The organism is Geminocystis sp. NIES-3708 (genome assembly GCF_001548095.1).
GTDB lineage: Bacteria > Cyanobacteriota > Cyanobacteriia > Cyanobacteriales > Cyanobacteriaceae > Geminocystis.
The window spans coordinates 3,789,923-3,807,923 of sequence record NZ_AP014815.1; the positions used below are offsets into that span (position 1 = coordinate 3,789,923).

General features: G+C 31.2%; 14 protein-coding genes. 4 read left to right on the forward strand and 10 right to left on the reverse strand.

Annotated elements, in window-relative coordinates; genetic code table 11:
- Positions 1-40: 40 nt before the first annotated feature.
- Positions 41-3,709, reverse strand: a complete 3,669-nt coding sequence (locus tag GM3708_RS16645) for a PAS domain S-box protein (protein WP_066349175.1) — start codon at positions 3,707-3,709, stop codon at positions 41-43.
- A gap of 114 nt (positions 3,710-3,823) precedes the next feature.
- Between GM3708_RS16645 and GM3708_RS16650 the strand changes: the two genes are divergently transcribed.
- Positions 3,824-4,081: a hypothetical protein gene (locus tag GM3708_RS16650; protein ID WP_066349177.1), complete on the forward strand. Its 258-nt coding sequence runs from the start codon at positions 3,824-3,826 to the stop codon at positions 4,079-4,081.
- Between the two features lie 159 nt (positions 4,082-4,240).
- Here GM3708_RS16650 and rpmB read toward each other — a convergent pair whose 3' ends face one another.
- The 6 genes from rpmB to GM3708_RS16675 form a co-directional block, all read right to left on the reverse strand.
- A complete protein-coding gene (gene rpmB / locus GM3708_RS16655) occupies positions 4,241-4,483 on the reverse strand; it encodes a 50S ribosomal protein L28 (RefSeq protein WP_066349178.1) in 243 nt (80 codons plus the stop codon).
- Between the two features lie 263 nt (positions 4,484-4,746).
- Complete coding sequence (locus GM3708_RS16660; protein WP_066349179.1) at positions 4,747-5,961, reverse strand: GNAT family N-acetyltransferase; 1,215 nt, start codon at positions 5,959-5,961, stop codon at positions 4,747-4,749.
- A 224-nt stretch (positions 5,962-6,185) separates the two neighbouring features.
- Complete coding sequence (gene clpB, locus GM3708_RS16665) at positions 6,186-8,783, reverse strand: ATP-dependent chaperone ClpB (RefSeq protein WP_066349180.1); 2,598 nt, start codon at positions 8,781-8,783, stop codon at positions 6,186-6,188.
- Between the two features lie 251 nt (positions 8,784-9,034).
- Entirely contained in the window at positions 9,035-9,217 is a 183-nt protein-coding gene (locus GM3708_RS18145; RefSeq protein WP_082714177.1) for a DUF4114 domain-containing protein, read from the reverse strand.
- Positions 9,218-9,736: 519 nt separating this feature from the next.
- Positions 9,737-10,006, reverse strand: a complete 270-nt coding sequence (locus GM3708_RS16670; RefSeq protein ID WP_066349182.1) for a hypothetical protein — start codon at positions 10,004-10,006, stop codon at positions 9,737-9,739.
- 136 nt (positions 10,007-10,142) lie between these two features.
- Positions 10,143-11,138 (reverse strand): NAD(P)-binding domain-containing protein, encoded by a 996-nt coding sequence (locus tag GM3708_RS16675; protein WP_066349183.1) that lies wholly within the window; start codon positions 11,136-11,138, stop codon positions 10,143-10,145.
- Positions 11,139-11,391: 253 nt separating this feature from the next.
- Between GM3708_RS16675 and GM3708_RS16680 the strand changes: the two genes are divergently transcribed.
- Positions 11,392-12,030: a histidine phosphatase family protein gene (locus tag GM3708_RS16680; protein ID WP_066349184.1), complete on the forward strand. Its 639-nt coding sequence runs from the start codon at positions 11,392-11,394 to the stop codon at positions 12,028-12,030.
- A 191-nt stretch (positions 12,031-12,221) separates the two neighbouring features.
- Here GM3708_RS16680 and GM3708_RS16685 read toward each other — a convergent pair whose 3' ends face one another.
- Together GM3708_RS16685 and purB are read right to left on the reverse strand one after the other, a co-directional pair.
- Positions 12,222-14,735: a mannose-1-phosphate guanyltransferase gene (locus tag GM3708_RS16685; protein WP_066349185.1), complete on the reverse strand. Its 2,514-nt coding sequence runs from the start codon at positions 14,733-14,735 to the stop codon at positions 12,222-12,224.
- A 90-nt stretch (positions 14,736-14,825) separates the two neighbouring features.
- Positions 14,826-16,121, reverse strand: a complete 1,296-nt coding sequence (gene purB / locus GM3708_RS16690) for an adenylosuccinate lyase (RefSeq protein WP_066349186.1) — start codon at positions 16,119-16,121, stop codon at positions 14,826-14,828.
- Positions 16,122-16,308: 187 nt separating this feature from the next.
- Here purB and GM3708_RS19515 point away from each other — a divergent pair, with 187 nt between their 5' ends.
- Together GM3708_RS19515 and GM3708_RS19520 are read left to right on the forward strand one after the other, a co-directional pair.
- On the forward strand, positions 16,309-16,437 hold the full coding sequence (locus tag GM3708_RS19515) for a hypothetical protein (protein ID WP_231932996.1): 129 nt from the start codon (positions 16,309-16,311) through the stop codon (positions 16,435-16,437).
- 338 nt (positions 16,438-16,775) lie between these two features.
- Positions 16,776-16,865 carry a type II toxin-antitoxin system YoeB family toxin gene (locus tag GM3708_RS19520; protein ID WP_304440347.1) on the forward strand — a complete coding sequence of 30 codons (90 nt, stop codon included), beginning with the start codon at positions 16,776-16,778 and terminating at the stop codon, positions 16,863-16,865.
- 46 nt (positions 16,866-16,911) lie between these two features.
- On the opposite strand, the gene secF is transcribed toward GM3708_RS19520, so the two are convergent.
- Complete coding sequence (gene secF, locus GM3708_RS16695) at positions 16,912-17,850, reverse strand: protein translocase subunit SecF (RefSeq protein WP_066349538.1); 939 nt, start codon at positions 17,848-17,850, stop codon at positions 16,912-16,914.
- Between the last annotated feature and the right edge of the window lie 151 nt (positions 17,851-18,001).

Consider the following 18,001-nt stretch of genomic DNA (forward strand, 5'->3'; position numbering starts at 1 on the left):
TTTGTTATTCTAATTTTGAAAAAAATTTTTTTGATACTTTTTATTGTAAGTCTTTAGGAGTGAAATCTGCCATGATTTTCAAAATAACTTCATAATTGTAATTATTTAACGGTATTTGTAATTTATGATACAAGTTTTGATTTTCAATTTTTATTTCTTCTATCAATTGTTTCATAAGATAATGATCTAAGTTTAAAATAGCAGAGTGCATTTTTTCTAACCAACTTGGATTAATAATTTTTCTTTCATTGTCAAATATATTTTCTTGGATAAAGTCTTCTTTTTCCATCACTAATTTATAGGTTATATCCAGTTGTTTTGTTATTTCTAAAAGTAAACTGTTTTCTTTAATAGGTTTGTTTAAAAAGCCATTACCTAAATTAAGAATTTTTGATGTATTTTCTGTAAAAGTATCTGCGGTAATAAATATAATTTTTGGATAAGATTCTCCTTTTTCTTTGCTCATTTTCTTAATTACTGTTGCTGCTTCAATACCGTTCATTATTGACATTTTTAAGTCTAATAAAATTAAGTGTGGCTCAAAAGATTTATATTTTTGTATTGCTTCTAATCCATTTATTGCTTCTTCAAGAGTAAAATTTATTGGTAGTAATAACTCTTTCATTAGTTGTCTATTAGATTCATCATCATCAACAATTAAAATTCGATAAGGTGGATTATTATCATGAACTATCATTCTTTTTTGTTCAGGAATTTGACACATTAATTGATTATTAGAAATACTCATAATTGGAATTATCACTGTAAATTTACTTCCCTCATTTATTTTTGATTCCACATTAATACTACCACCTAATAAATTAAGATAACTTTTAGTAATTGCTAAACCTAAACCACTACCTACTTGACTTTCTGCTCCTGATTTTGTTTGAACAAAAGGTTCAAATATAGATAATATTTCTTCGTCATTAATTCCTTTACCACTATCTTTTATTTTAATTTTTATTATTTCTATATCATTATATTTTTCATAATCAAAATTACAAATGACTTCACCTTTGTCTGTATATTTAATAGCATTACTAACTAAATTTATAATAATTTGTCTTATTTTTAGGTGATCACTATATATTAAATCAGGGATATTAGAAGCTATTTGAAAATTAAATTGTAAATGTTTTTCTTGAGCTTTTATACTAAATAAAGAATAAATTTCTTTTAAATTATTAATCAAATTAAATTCATTGTTATGAATAATCATTGAGCCATTTTCAATTTTACTAATATCTAAAATATCATTAATTAAATTTAATAAATATTCTCCACTATTATTAATAATATTTAATTTATTAATTTGTTCAGAAGTAAGATTTTTTCCACGAGTTAATAATTGACTAAAACCTAAAATAGCATTTAATGGAGAGCGTAATTCATGACTCATATTAGCGAGAAAAACACTCTTGGCTTGATTAGCATTTTCTGCTTTTTCTTTAGCTAAATTTAATAAGTATTCTTGTTCTTTTTTTACGGTAATATCTCGCATAGATACGACATATGCAGGTTTACCTTCCCATTGAGAAATAATACTATCTATTTCGACAATTTTTCGTTGAGAAGTTTGAAATAATTCTAATTCTGTATGGGTAGTAAAAGGAAGACCAAAATTATAACCAATTAATTGAGAAAGAGATTTTTCTAATAATTTTTCAGCCGCAGAATTAGCAAAAGAAATTTCTCCACACTGATTAATAATTAATAAACCATCATGAATATTATTAATAATAGTTTTTAATTGTTCTTGGTGTTGGTTAATTGTTTCTTCACGCTTTTTTTGTTCAGAAATATCCAAAGCAATACCAATTATTTGTTCTAATAAATTTTCTTTATTTTTAATTCCTTTTCCTGAAATTAAAAACCATTTATCATATTCTTTGATATAGTACTCAAAAATAAATTTATCAAATTTTTCTGCTAATTGACGAATTTTTAAGTGTAGTAAATAACGCTCATTATTATCATTAATTTCACCTAAAGCATCCTTAATAGATAATTGCCAACATTCATAATACCAAAGATTATTAATAATTTTTCCAATTCCTTTAATTATTCCTGTTTTAATGTTAATTTCCCAGCAAATAATATTGGCCGCTTCGATAGCAATTTTAAGACGTTCTTCACTATCTCTCAAGGCTTTTTCTATATTTTTTTGTAAGGTAAAATCTCGGATAATAGTTAATATTTTTTTTGTATCTGTAGCAATAACTCTAGCTTCATAAAAATTAATTTTGCCATCTTTTTCTAATTGATATTCTAAAGATTGTATTTCTCCAGAAACTAAAGCATTTTTATAAATGCTTATAAATTTTTCAGCTAAAGAAAATTCAAAAATATCATAAAGATTTTTTCCTAACAATTCTTCTGAAGAAAAATCAATAGAAAATTCTTTACTTAATTTATAATCAGTAAAAATACCATTTTGATCCGCAAAAATCATTAAATCTGGGATAGCTTCTAATAATGCCTGATTAGTTGCTTCACTTTTTAATAATTCTTCTTCTTTTATTTTTCTATCGGTAATATCTGTAAGAATACCATTCCAAATAATTTCATTATAAGATTCAAAATAGGGTGTGGAAGCGGCTGCAATCCATTTAACTTTACCTGTAGGAGTTTGGATACGAAATTCTGATAAAAAAGGTTGAAAATTATCAATAGATTTTTGTAAAGATTGATTAAATAATAAAGTATCTTCTGGTAATATTAAATCCCACATAATTTGACAATTATTGATGACTTCTATTCTCTCAATTTCATATAATTGCTCAATTCCTTCACTCATAAAAATAAAGTTATTTTCTCCATTTTTATTTAATTTATACTGAAATACTGCTCCTGGAATACTATCAGTAATTTGTCTTAATTTTAGTTCATTTTTTTTTAATTTATTTTCAATTTTTTTCTGATTAGTAATATCAATAAAAGAAATTACTGCATAAAACTCATAAGGTTTTTCAGATAGTTGTAATGGTTTACTATTAATAGAAATCCAAATCAAATTATTTTCTTGATTTTTAATACCCATTACTACATTTTCAAAAGATTTTCCTTCTGTTAAAGTTAAATAAGACGGATGTTTTTGGGGAGGAAAATCATGACCAAATTCATCTATTGCTATCCAATTATAATGATCATAACTCATACCAATTAATTGAGTTAAAGGTAAACCTAAAATTTTTTCACAACTAGGATTTGCAGCTATGATAATTCCTTGAGAATTCATCACAACAATTGCTTCTGACATGACATTAATAACGGCACGATAACGAGCTTCACTATGTCGTAATTCTATTTCCGCTCGTTTTTTATCAGTAATATCTTCCATATAGGCATAATATCCCCTAACAATGCCTTGAGTGTCAAAATCTGGAACTAAAGTACTAGAAACAAAACGGCTTTGTTGAGGATAAGGATACTCCGCCTCATAAACTACTTTTTCCCCTTGTAAAACTTTGTTAATATTGGGTAAGGCTTTTTCATAGGCTTTTTTTCCAATAACCTCCCGTAAATATTTACCCTTAATATCTGTTAACGTTAACCCAAACCATTCCTCATAAGTGTGATTAACAAAACGATATTGTTGTTGAGAATCTATGTAAGAGACACAAATAGGCAAAGCATTAATTAATCTTAACAATTGTTCTTGATCTAAAGATCTGCGCTCTTGGATATTTTTTTGAAGATTAATCATAGTAATCAGGGAAGGAAAGATTTATCCTGATTCTATCTGATATAATTTTGTAGGTTGACCTACTTATGCAAAAATAATTAAGAGAGATTAAATTTATTGTAAGGATAATTTTTCATGGCGAGAAAACCCGACGAATATATCGTACATATACTCATTAGTAATGGTCATCGAGAAGAGGTTCGTTTTACGACAATTCAGGAATTTCAAAAATGGTACAGTGGGGAGTTAGTACCAAAAGCTGATTCTAAAGATTTTGTTAATGTTCCCATAAAAAACATACAAGGAGAGTACATGGTAGTACGTCCTGCTAGTATTGTTTGTTTAAGAGTTGAACCAGTATTTTTTGGTAGTGTAGATAGAGATTCAATTTAATTTAATCTAAAGTTGAGACAATTATTTAAAAAATTTCATCCTTTAACATAAAGGCAGATTTATTCAAATAAATGCTTTAATCTAATTTAAATAGAATAAAAGTATCCTACAAAAATTAACTGTAGATTGTCAACTCTTAATGATTTCAATGTTAAAAACTTAGCATAAATGCTTTTGCAAATCTATTCCCGCTTCTATTGCCATTGCATTCAAACTTTTTTTATCTAGAGTTTTTAAGGCTTTAGTAGAAAGTCTCAATCTAACAAAAGATTTACCTTCTGCCCACCAAATTTTTTTGTCTTGTAAGTTAGCGTGTTGTAACTTTTTGGTACGACGGTGAGAGTGAGAAACTGCAAAACCGTTATTTGCTCTTTTTCCAGTTAATTGGCATACACGAGCCATAATAATTATCTCCTAATTTATTTAATAAATATTTAATTTACTCAGCAATTTTCCATTCTACTAGGATTTAGTTATTATCGGCAAGGTAGTTTTTATTTGAGTTTTTTAAGTCAAAGCAGAAAATCTGCTAAGTGCCACAGAAGAAAATGAGTGAAAACAAAACTAGAAATGGAAAACGAGGAAAGAAATATAATAATAATTAAATTTTTTGATGGCAGTTATCATTATTAACTGTGAAGTTCAATTATTTAGATAAATACTATTCAATTTTTACTAATTGTGAAATTAATTTGTTTTTTAGTAAAAGGTAAATCGTTATTAATTGCTCTTATTTCTTCTGTGGTAGCCATATTAATTTCATCAATATAATGATTGAGAATACTGTTCATTCTAGGATTATAAAAACGGTGCATACTATAATTAGAAGTAGCGGGAAAACCTCGACGACGTTTGTGTGATCCTCCAGCACCAGGATCATACATTTTAATGCCTTGATTTATAGCCCATTCAATCGGTTTATAATAACAAGTCTCAAAATGTAAACAGTCAAATTCGGCTAAACTTCCCCAATATCTACCATATAAATTTTCTCCTTTATAAATACAAAAAGACATTCCTACAGGGGTATGATCATCATTTTCTCGATAGGCAGTTACTAACATTAATCTATGTTTATAATTGGGATAAAGTTGTTCAAAAAATTGTTTTTTAAGATATTTACTCCCCCAATAAAATTTATCACAAGTATTGCTATAAAACTTATAAATATAAGAATATAAATAATGAGGAATTTCATCACTTACTAAATTTTTTGTGATTAATCCTGCTTTTTCAACAGCTTTTCTTTCTCGTTTAATATTTTTTCTTTGATTAGAATTAAATATTTGTAAATAATCATCAAAACTGGAAAAGTCATGATCACTCCAAATATAACCATGGTGCATCCAAGCTGTAAAACCAAATTGAGAAATTATAGATTGCCATTGAGGATCAATAAACAAAAAGTTACAACCTGAAATTTTGTTTTTAAGACAAAAATTATCGATAGCATTAACCATCATTTCCGTTATTTTTAACTCGTTTTCTTCCTCCATAATCAAAAAACGATAACCCACCGCAGGAGTAAAAGGAGTCATACCCAATAATTTAGGATAATACTCAATATTTAAACGATAAGCTAAATCTGCCCATTGATGATCAAAGACAAATTCGCCGTAACTATGACCTTTTATATATAGTGGTGCGGCGGCAACTAAATTATGTTCATGCCAAACCGTTAGATGACATGGTTGCCAACCTGTGCGAAAGTTAACACTACCAGAAGTCTCAAGATTATGTAACCATTCCCACTCTAAAAAAGGAGTTGAAAGAGGTAAAGCCATCGCATCCCATGCTGATTGAGGAATTTCGGAGATTTTTTCATGCCAACGAAGAGTATAAGGAGAATCTTTTTTTTTGCCGAAAAGTTGATCAATCATAACCCCAATCTATCTTAATGATTAAATTACAGGTTATTATAACGTGAGAAAATAAGATAATAAACTTGACTTTTTTAAGTTTGTCTATTAAGTTTTAGTGTACTGATAAAAAATAGTTTTCCCAAGTTTGTTATCAGTACTTAAAGTTTGCTGACAAAAATAATGTACAAGTCTATTCCAGTATCTTCTCTTAGCCAAGAATAGTTAGGAATGTAAAATCAAGGTTACGCACTTTTCAGGCTCAATCTTTCGTCTTCTACATCTACAAAAATTATGTCTCCGTCTTTAAACTCCCCTCTTAAAATAGCCTTGGCGATCGCAGTTTCCAAGTAGCGTTGTATAGAACGTTTCAAAGGTCTTGCACCATAGACAGGATCATAACCAACTTCAGCAAGGAAATCGAGGGCTGTATCAGACATTTTTAAGGTCATTTTCTGCTCGTTTAAGCGTGATTCTAACCGTTGAACTTGGATTTTGACGATATTTCTCAATTCTGATTTTTCAAGGCTATGGAAGATAATTATTTCATCAATACGGTTCAAAAATTCAGGACGGAAGTTACCTCGCATTGCTTCCATTACCCGACTACGCATTTCTTCATACTTAGAGTTATCCCCAGCTAAATCAAGGATATACTGCGAACCAATATTACTGGTCATGATAATGATAGTATTAGTAAAATCAACAGTACGCCCTTGAGAATCCGTTAAACGTCCATCATCCAAAATCTGCAACATGACGTTAAACACATCAGGATGAGCTTTTTCGATTTCGTCAAATAATACCACAGAATAAGGTCTTCGGCGGATAGCTTCGGTAAGTTGTCCTCCTTCTTCGTAACCAACGTATCCCGGAGGTGCACCCATTAAACGAGAAACGGTATGTTTTTCCATGTACTCTGACATATCTATACGGACGATCGCATCTTCCGTGTCAAAGAGAATACCAGCTAAGGCTTTAGCAAGTTCTGTTTTACCTACACCTGTCGGACCTAAAAAGATAAAACTGGCGGTAGGACGATTAGGATCGGCTAAACCTGCGCGAGATCGCTGAATTGCATCAGAAACAGCTATAACTGCCTCATTTTGCCCGATGACTCGCTCATGGAGTTGATCCTCAAGGTGTAATAATTTTGCTTTTTCAGATTCTACTAATTTACTAATAGGAATACCACTCCATTTAGAGATAATTTCAGCAATATCTGACTCTTCAACTTCTTCTCTTAAAAGAGATTTTCCACTGGTTTGTTTTTCTGCTAATAAACTCTCTTTTTCTTTAATTTGTCGCTGAATATCCGTTAATTTTCCATATTTTAATTCGGCGGCTTTATTATAATCATAATCTCGTTCAGCTTGTTGAATTTCAACGTTAATTTTTTCTAAAGATTCTCGTAAACTACGAATTTGATCAATTACCTCTTTTTCTCCTTGCCATTGGGCATTGAAAGATGATTGTTGCTCTTTTAAATTGGCTAATTCTTGCTCTAATTTTTCTCGTCTTTCAACAGATGCTTGATCTTCTTCTTTTTTTAAAGATAAACGCTCCATTTCTAATTGTAAAATTTTACGATCAACTTCATCTAATTCTTCTGGTTTTGAAGTTATTTCCATTTTTAATTTAGCGGCAGATTCATCCACTAAATCAATAGCTTTATCTGGTAAAAATCGATCACTAATATAACGATTAGAAAGCATCGCCGCCGCAACCAAAGCAGTATCAGCAATTTTTACCCCGTGATGAACTTCATAACGCTCTTTTAAACCACGCAAAATTGAGATAGTATCGATTACATTAGGTTCACCTACGAAAACCGATTGAAAACGTCTTTCTAAAGCCGCATCCTTCTCGATATACTTGCGGTATTCATCAAGGGTTGTTGCCCCAATACAACGCAATTCACCCCTTGCTAACATGGGTTTTAAGAGGTTTCCTGCGTCCATTGCTCCTTGAGTCGCTCCTGCCCCTACAACTGTATGAATTTCATCGATGAAAAGGACAATATTCCCTTGAGATTCTGTGACTTCCTTCAATACAGCTTTGAGTCTTTCTTCAAATTCTCCTCGATATTTTGCACCAGCGATTAAACTGCCCATATCTAAAGCAATGAGGGTACGATCAAGTAATGATTCAGGTACATCTCGGTTTATAATACGTTGAGCCAATCCTTCTACAATAGCTGTTTTACCAACACCCGGTTCACCGATTAAGACGGGATTATTTTTTGTGCGACGGGAAAGAATTTGAATAGTACGCCGTACTTCATCATCTCTACCAATAACTGGATCTAGTTTACCAAGCCTTGCTAATTCCGTTAAATCTCGTCCATATTTCGTTAAAGATTCGTATTTACCTTCAGGATTTTGATCACTCACTTTTTGACTTCCTCTAATATCTTTAATAATAGTTTTTAATTTAGTTTCATCTAAGTTAAATTCTTGCAATAATTTTTTGCCAAAACGTTCATCTTGTGCATAGCCTAAGATAATATGTTCAATGGAAATAAAATCATCATCAAATTCTTTTTTATACTTATCAGCTCTGTCTAAAAGAGTATCTAAACTTTTACCCAAATACACAGATTCAGTTATATTCTTTATTTTAGCTTGACGGTTAATAAATTCATCTATTTTTTCTCTTAAACGAGGGACATTTACATTCGCTTTATTAAAAATATTGACGGCTAATCCTTCTTGTTCTAATAGAGATTTTAATAGGTGTTCACTCTCAATTTGTTGATGTTGATTTTGTTTAGCAATATCGGGGGTTTTAACGATTGCTTCCCATGCTTTTTCTGTGAATTGTTGCGGATTTGTTGGTTGCATTTGTTTTTAGATAATTCATGTAAATAATAAATAATAATAGTGAATAAATAATAAATAGTAATTGATGAAAATAGATAATTTTTATGATTATTAAAAGGTAATAAAATAAAATATTAATCTACTAAAATTTTGTTTATTATCAATTAAGAATTAATTATCACTCAATTTATTATATAGTTTTAATATTTCTGATTAAAGGGGGAATACCCTACTCACAAATTCGTAATTACCAAAAAAATCAGTTCTTAAAACTAAGAAAAATTAAACTCTAAGATGACATCATTATAATCTAAATCTCCTCCTTGCAAAATATCCTCGAAGGCAAATAAGTTACTGCTTAATCGTGTCATATGATTAATTTCATCAGAATTTACTGTGCCAAAAGAGAATAAAGCAACAAAATCTGACCAATCATTGCAAGAATTATTTATCAGTAATTAGACAAAAATTAACTCCAAATAAAACCCAAACTGCCTTTATGTAAACTAAATACTTCAATATTCTCTTTTAACTATTCAAAAAATCCAAAAATCTGTACGAAACGCTTCTAACGCTTCGGCAAAAGTGTTCAAGGGTTTATTTCTCATCTATCGAATTAAGCCTTGCCTTTTGCCAAACGATGCCATTGAATGAAAGTAGGGGCATCGAAACACCAAAATAAAATGTTTAATAAGACTTCTTTCATTTTTGACTTGGTATTGTCATAAACTCAACAACCTATTAATTTCTTGGTCTATAAGTTTATACTATCAAATTTTCACAGACTTTTTCTCGAGTTTTATTAGTCATTAAATAATCAATATCTGCGGATTTTTCAAAACTTTCCGTATTGATAAGGATAGGGAAAGTTTTTACTCTTAATAATACTGATAATTGAATATTTATTATTGCTAACTAAAGAGTTTTTTCTCTATTTTAGAGAACTTTATTTGATTAATTCTAAAAATCTATTTTTAGTAATTATTTAGAGATATTTTCAATTTTTTTCTTTTAATTTTACAATGTTCTGAATCATCAATAATTAAAGAGAAATATAGACTTATTTTAGTTTGAATATAAGTGGATTCTTTTAAAAAATGGTGTAATTTATGATAAATAATATCAACATTATTACTGGTAATTTGACGAATATTTTTTCTTTGAAAATATCCTAATAAACCACCTAAATAATTTCTCAATTCTTGTTTTTGTGCTTTGATTTTTAATACATGAATTTTTGACATTAAGGATGAAAACCTTTAGTTCTTTAGCCTTACTTAGAACTAAAGTATTAAGAAACATGTGATTTTTTTGATTTTGACCTAACAATACAATGTTATAATACGGGAATTATCAGCCAATTTTTTCATATTTTTTTTGCTAATAATTTCTTGCTTTTAATAACATGGCATTGTCTAAAGCAATCTGACACTCAACAGATGCAAAAGCTTGGTTGTAACCAAAATTTAGATGGGGATATTGAGGAATAAATTCTTCCGCACGACGTTTAGCAGTATCGATTCTCACAAAAATCTCTTGTGTTTTGGCTAATTTATCCATCAGCGCCAACGCAGAAGGGGTAAATATTCTAGGCACGGATGCTGATACAATTTTTGCTGGTAATTGTAAGTTTTTAATGTCAGTCTCAGTGATAATTCCCCCTTGAGGTTTACCATGTTTATCTTTCCATGGTACAGAGATCGCCACATGAGTTGCATTATTTATTACTTCAGAAATGGATGTTGTGCAAATAACTTGAGTAGGGTTAATGCCTTTTATTTTTAAATAAAATAATTGTTGTTTTTTATCCATTAAAGATGGACTAAATATATAAGTTTTTAGATTATTTTTTAAACATTTATTAATAATTTCTTTACCTATATTACCAATACCAATAATAGCAATTTTATGAGATTTTTTAACCTGATCTAAGTTTAAATATTCAATCATATGTTGAGCAACATAAGGAGAATTAATTCCGGGTAAATTCGTTACTAAAATATTTTGTTTGTTTGCCATATTGATATCTATAGATCTAGTGTCAACTCCTCGTCTAATAATCATTAATTTTTGATCTTTTCCTACCGCTTTTCTCCAATTAACTATTATCCGTGAAGGTACTGCATTACTACCTACAATTAAAATATCAGGTTTAAACTTAATTAAATAATTGTTTAATTTTTCGATAGCGGGATCATTATCTTCATCAGGAATTTGATTAAGACCAATATTTGGTACATATAAAATAATTTCTTCTAAATTTTCTTGGTAAAAAACTTTTTCGTTAGATAAAATGAATTTATCCTCTATTAATTTGAAATTTAATTGATTTATAGTTGCGTCTGCAATAGGATGAGTAATAATAATTTTTCTCATAGGAATTTTTATTGAACAATATTATAATAATTTTAATTAATTAGAAGTTCTTTATAGTTAAAAATGTTTAAAAAAGACCTTAATCTTTTTGATAATGACATAAAGATTTAATAAGTACATAAGTCTAATTTTGCATGAACAACAATAATTATAGAATTAAGTTGTAATCGGTAATTTGAAATACAATAATTAATTGCTTAATAAAAAGCCATACTTTACCATCAATATAAAAAACAGATTATAGGATCTAAATATGAGTTTGACAATTTATTTTTTGAGACATGGTGAAACAACTTCAAGTCTGAGTGGTGGCTACTGTGGAATACTTGATTTAGACTTGACACCTGAAGGCTATCTGATGGCAGAAGATTTTTGTCAAGCCTATAAAAATTTACCTTGGCAGGGTATTTTTTCCAGTCCTTTATCTCGAACTATCGCTACGGCAACACCCATCGCTAAAACTCTAGGTATGGGAATTCAACAACGAGATGGATTAAGGGAAATTGCTTATGGTAATTGGGAAGGAAAAACTCCCCAACAAGTTAATGAAGAATATCATGACGAATATGTTCGTTGGTTAGCAGATCCCGGTTGGAATGCTCCCACTGGAGGCGAAAAAGGCATTGATATTGCTCGTCGTAGCAGTCAAGTTTTAGAAGAAATTGAAAATAATTATTCTTCAGGAAATGTTTTAATTGTCTCTCATAAGGCTACTATTCGTATCATGCTTTGTTCTTTACTGGGCATTGATTTAGGACGTTATCGAGATCGGATTGCCATGGGGGTATCATCTGTAACAGTAGTCAAATTCACTGAAAGAGGTCCTCTTTTACAGATTTTAGGAGATCGATCTCATTTAAGACCAGAATTGAGAGCCAGACATGGAACTTAAGTTCACCTCAGTTCGACAGAAAAAAATAATAAAGACAAGTGGATAGGGAGAAAAATGCTTAATATTTGTGCATTTTTAAAATAATTTTATTGAACACAAATAAAACCAATTTAAGGGAAAAAATTATCAATTTTAACGACTATTGCCTATTAGTTATTTTCTGATTTCTTAGGCAAGTCTGTTGAAAAAATTTAAACAATTTGTTGTGTCATAATAAATTCTTGCACTTTACTACGATAAATTTGTATATGTTCATCCACCCATTCCCTACTATCACTATTGGCATAAATATGAATTAAAGGTTCTCCCGCATCGGGTAGAATTAAAACCCAATTATCCGTATGAGGTTGAATTATTTTGACTCCATCAATTAATTCTAATTTTTCTTGAAACTCTGTTTCGACTAAATAACGCATTAATGAACCTTTCACTTTAGAGGCACAACGTAAAGAAATAGATTTATGACACACAAGAGGTAACTCACTCCTGACTTGAGTAAGCGATCGCTCTTGTACTTTAAGCATTTCAATTAATTTAGCAATAGTAAACATAGCATCAAAACCCGGATGAAGTTGAGGAAAAATAAAACCCATGTCACCACTACCACCTAACACAACATTATGATTATGTTGTGTAGCTTCCATTATGGCAGTAGGATTAGCTTTCGTACGAATAACTCTTCCATCATGACGACGAGCGATTTGTTCTACGGCAGAAGATGTATTTACAGGAACTACAACAATTCCTCTCGGATGAGCCGTTAAAATAGTATTTACCATCAACGCTGTTAATTCTTCTCCTCGAATTTGAATCCCCGATTCATCCACTAAAATTAATAATTCTCCATTAGCGGATACTTGTACCCCAAAATTTGCTTTTAGAGCTTCTACAACATGACCTAATTGAAATAAGAGATTTTCCCTTTCGGGGGTTGAAATTGCCCTTTGACGCAAACTAGCATTTAAAACCACCGCATCACAACCAAATCTAGCTAATAATTGCGGTAAAATTGCTCCTGACACAGAGTAAACATAATCAATGACAATTTTTGTATCACTGTTACTAATGGCATCGAGATTTAGATGTGCTTCAAAAGCATATCTATAAGTGTCTAATACTTGAGCTGGATAAGACATATCACCAATATCAATGGCTTGTACTCTTCTTAAATCTTCTTTAAAATAAGCACCTTCGATTTTTTTCTCTTTCGCTTTCGAGATATTAATTCCATTGGTGTCAAAAAACTCAATTAAAATATAGTCATGACGGTCAGGGTGCAATCTTACATGAACACCACCAACTACTCCTAAATGAGGTGTCATAGTTCTAGAAATAGGAATAGCAGTGGACTCTAAGTTTTGAATATCAATACCGACAGACATCAAACCCGCAATTAAAGAACGACTCACCATGCGAGAAACACTACGCTGATCCCTAGAAACAACGACACAACTACGAGGTTTTAGAGTTGAACCATACGCCGCACCCAATTTAACCGCAAATTCGGGGGTAATGTCAATATTTGCTAATCCTGTTACTCCTCGTTGTCCAAAAAGATTGCGATGAGCAATATTACCCCAAATCAAGTTCATATTTAAAATTGCCCCAGATTCGATACGCTTACTGGGCCAAATCCTAACACCTGTATTAATTTGAGCTTCTTCTCCAATATTACATAATTGACCGATTACTGCTCCTTCCAAAATTTGTGATCGTCGATCAATTCTCGTACCTCTAGCAATAACACAAGCAGAAAGGGATGCTTCTTCCCCCACAATAACGCCATTCCAAATAATTGGACGATTCAACTCCGCATCATCGCTGATGGTGACATTATCACCGATAATTGTACCACCACGAATTTTTGCCCTAGCGCCAATACGGCAATGACTACCAATCAGGCAAGGACTTTCCACTACAGCTGTAGGATCGATATAAGTATTTTCTCCAATCCAAATACCTTCTGTCGTTTGTACGTAAGGAAAATTTAAACTAACTTTCCCATCTAAAGCATCATAATGAGCTTCTCGATAGGTTTCTAAATTACCCACATCACACCAATAATCATCGGCAATATAACCATACATTGGCTCTTCTTGTTTCAGAAGCAAGGGAAATAAATCTTGAGAAAAATCAGCTTCTTCTTGTAAAGGTAAATATTCTAAAACTTCAGGCTCAAGAATATAAGTACCAGTATTGACGGTATCGGAAAAAATTTCACTGGTGGAGGGTTTTTCTAAAAATCTTTGTATTCTACCATCGGCATCAGTAATAACAACCCCAAATTCAATGGGATTAGGTACTCTAGTTAAAATAAGAGTCGCTTTTGATTTTTTTTCTCGATGAAAAGCGATCGCTTCTCGTAAATTAAAATCAGTAATACTATCACCACTGATGACAACAAAAGTATCATCCAACATTTGTTCTACATTTTTGACACATCCTGCAGTACCAAGGGGTTGATCTTCTTCTACAGAATATTTCATTACTACGTCAAAATCTTTACCATCTTGAAAATAATCTCTAAAAACATCAGGTAAATAATGTAATGTGGCAATAATTTCCTGAATACCATGTCGTTTAAGCAAATTAACAATATGTTCTGCGATCGGTCTGTTTAAAACTGGTACCATCGGTTTAGGCAAATCGCAGGTTAGAGGGCGTAATCTCGTACCCGAACCACCAGCCATTAAAACAGCACGCATAGGATTCTCCTTTTTAAAATTAATTTAGGAATTTAGGTGACAAGTAATGAATGTATTGAAATCTGATTGTTAATTATTAATCGTTAATTATTAAATCCCTAGTCTTTGATAGATTGTATCAAGATTTTTTAAGTGTTGTTGAGGATCAAAACAAGTGTCAATCTCTGAATCGGATAATAATTGTTTAACTTCGCTGTTATTTTCAATTAAGTTACGGAAATTACCATCTTGAGTATTCCATGCTTGATGAGCACAACCTTGAACCAGTTTATAGGCATCTTCTCGACTCATACCCTTAGCAACTAAAGCCAGTAACACTTTTTGACTGAAAATGACACCGCCATAAACGTTCATATTTCTCGCCATATTATCAGGATATACCAATAAATTTTGAATCAAATTAGTGGTTTCTCGTAACATAAAATGAATCAAAATACAAGTATCAGGCAAAATCACTCGTTCGACGGAACTATGGGAAATATCTCTTTCATGCCATAAAGCCACATTTTCCAAAGCCGCAACGGCATTTCCTCTGATAATTCTTGCCATACCCGTTATACGTTCACTACGGATAGGATTACGTTTATGGGGCATTGCTGATGAGCCTTTTTGTCCTTTAGAAAAATACTCTTCCACTTCTAATACATCAGTTCTTTGAAGGTTACGAATTTCTACGGAAAATCTTTCTAGGGATGCCGCTACAAGGGCAATTTGTTGGACAAATTCTGCATGACGATCTCTTGAAATAACTTGAGTGGAAGCCGTATCCGGTTCTAATCCTAGCAAGTTACAAGCAATAGCTTCAATGCGAGGATCAATATTAGCATAAGTTCCCACTGCACCCGAAATTTTACCCACAGAAATATCTTGACGTAACTTTACTAAACGATCACGATTACGACGCATTTCTGCCAACCAACCTGCCAGTTTAAAACCGAAGGTAATAGGTTCGGCGTGGATACCGTGCGATCGCCCTACCATAAAAGTATAACGGTGTTGTTGAGCCTGATAACGAATAGCTTGAATAGTTTCTTCCACAGATTCAAGAATGAGGTTTAAACTAGCCACCATCTGTAATGCTAAAGCAGTATCAAGCATATCAGAGCTAGTCATACCGAGATGGATATATCTTCCTGCATCTCCTACATATTCATTGACATTAGTTAAAAAAGCAATCACATCGTGACGAACTTCCGCTTCAATTTCTAAAACTCTTTCTACATCAAAATTAGCCTTCGTCTTAATTTCTTCTACGGCTTCTCTAGGAATATTACCAACTTCCGCTTGAGCTTCACAAACGGCAATTTCTACCTGTAACCATGTTTTTAAACGATATTCGTCAGTCCAGATTCCGCCCATTTCGGGCAAGGTATAGCGTTCAATCACTGCAATTTTTACTTTTTCGTAAATACAACTGGTATATTTTACCTTAATATGGAATCTAAATTAAGGTTTAGTCCATAAGAGTAAAATTTTGAGATAATGTACATTACTATGTAACGAAAATAAATTTATTAAGGATAAACTAATATTTAGTTACGAAATCACATCCTCAACGGAAGCCAGAAATCGATTGTTTCAACTGTTAGATAAAGTTGTTGAGAATCGTGAAATATTAATTATTAATGATCGGCATGAGCAAAATGTAGCTTTAATTACGGAGTCTGATTTGCTTAGTTTAGTAAAAATAGTTTATACATAAGATCTCCTAATAATGCTCGTAATTTATTCGATGCTATAGAAGAATCTACCACAGGAAAAATCAAACCACAATCAATAGAGGATTTAAAAAGAGAGTTAGCGATTGAGTAAGAGAAAGAAAAAAAATAAGTCTTCACCCCAAGTAGAAACAGAACAATCTTTTATACAAATTACGGAGTTTAATAGTCAATTTAAAAGTGATTTAAAATGGTGTTTAAAAAATGATAAAAAAATCCGAAATAAAGATTAGATTTAGTAGCTGAAGTAACGAAAAATTGATTTAAAACTTTAGGAAAACCAGAATTTTTAAAGTATATAGATAGCAATATTTGGTCGAGAATAATTAATTTAGAACATCGTTTAATTTATCACATTACTAAAACTAAAATTGATTTTTTAACCTGTCGTTTTCATTATGATTTTATCTAAAAAAATGTTGGGTTATATTAGTTTTTTCAACCCAACTTACTTTTCCTTATACTGTAATTGCTTTTTTTTGAGAAACTTTACGCCACCAACCAAGTAAAGTACTAGCAATAAAAATACTTGAATATGCACCACAAACAAAACCGACAATTAATGCTAAGGCAAAATATTTAAGAGTTTCACCACCAAATAAAAAAATTGCAACCACGGGTAAAAGAGTAGTTAAGCTGGTATTTATCGAACGGGTTAAGGTTTGTAATACTGCTTGATCTACAATTTCATTTATATTGTCGGTTTCTTCTTCTTTACCAATTTCTCGGATACGATCATAAATTACAACGGTATCATTAACGGAAAACCCTGTAATAGTTAATAAAGCGACAAGAAAAAGAGTATCGACTTCGACACCACCCAATAAGCCTAAAATGGCAAAAACTCCTGTAGTTACTAAAACGTCATGGAATAAAGCGATAATAGCAAAAATAGCGTAATCAGTTTTAAATCGAAAACTTAAATAGACGATAATTCCTGCAAAAGAGACTATTAACGCTAAAAGTCCAGAAATAAATAATTCTTTCCCGATAGTAGGTCCTACAGTGTCAATTTGAATCGTTTTTTCATCAAATATGCCAATTTTTTCTTTTAATATTTGCTGTAATTTTGTTCTCTCATCTACATCTAAAGTTTTTGTACGGATAGAAATACCATGTTGATCTTCACCTACAATTTGAATACTACTATTATTCCCTAAATTTTCAGAATCTAAAACCTCTCTAACTTCATTTACCGTCAAAGGGTTATCGCAGTTATTAGGGACGGTACAATCTAATTCAAGTTGTAACCTTGTTCCTCCCGCAAAATCGAGACTAGGACGTAAAATAGTACCAGTGGAAGTATAAGAAACAATCATCGCAATAACACTTCCAACGCATAGAATAGCGGAGATACTCCACCATATTTTTTGCCATTTAACAACGCTAAATTTAATCATAAAAAATAATGAGTAATGAGGGATTTAGTCCTAAATTGCTAATTCTGGGGATTTTTTTATTTTCCCCTAAACTTACCTGATTTCGATGTAAGAAACCTTTTAAAATAATGGTTTAAGACTGATGACATATCAAGCCTTATGATCCGAA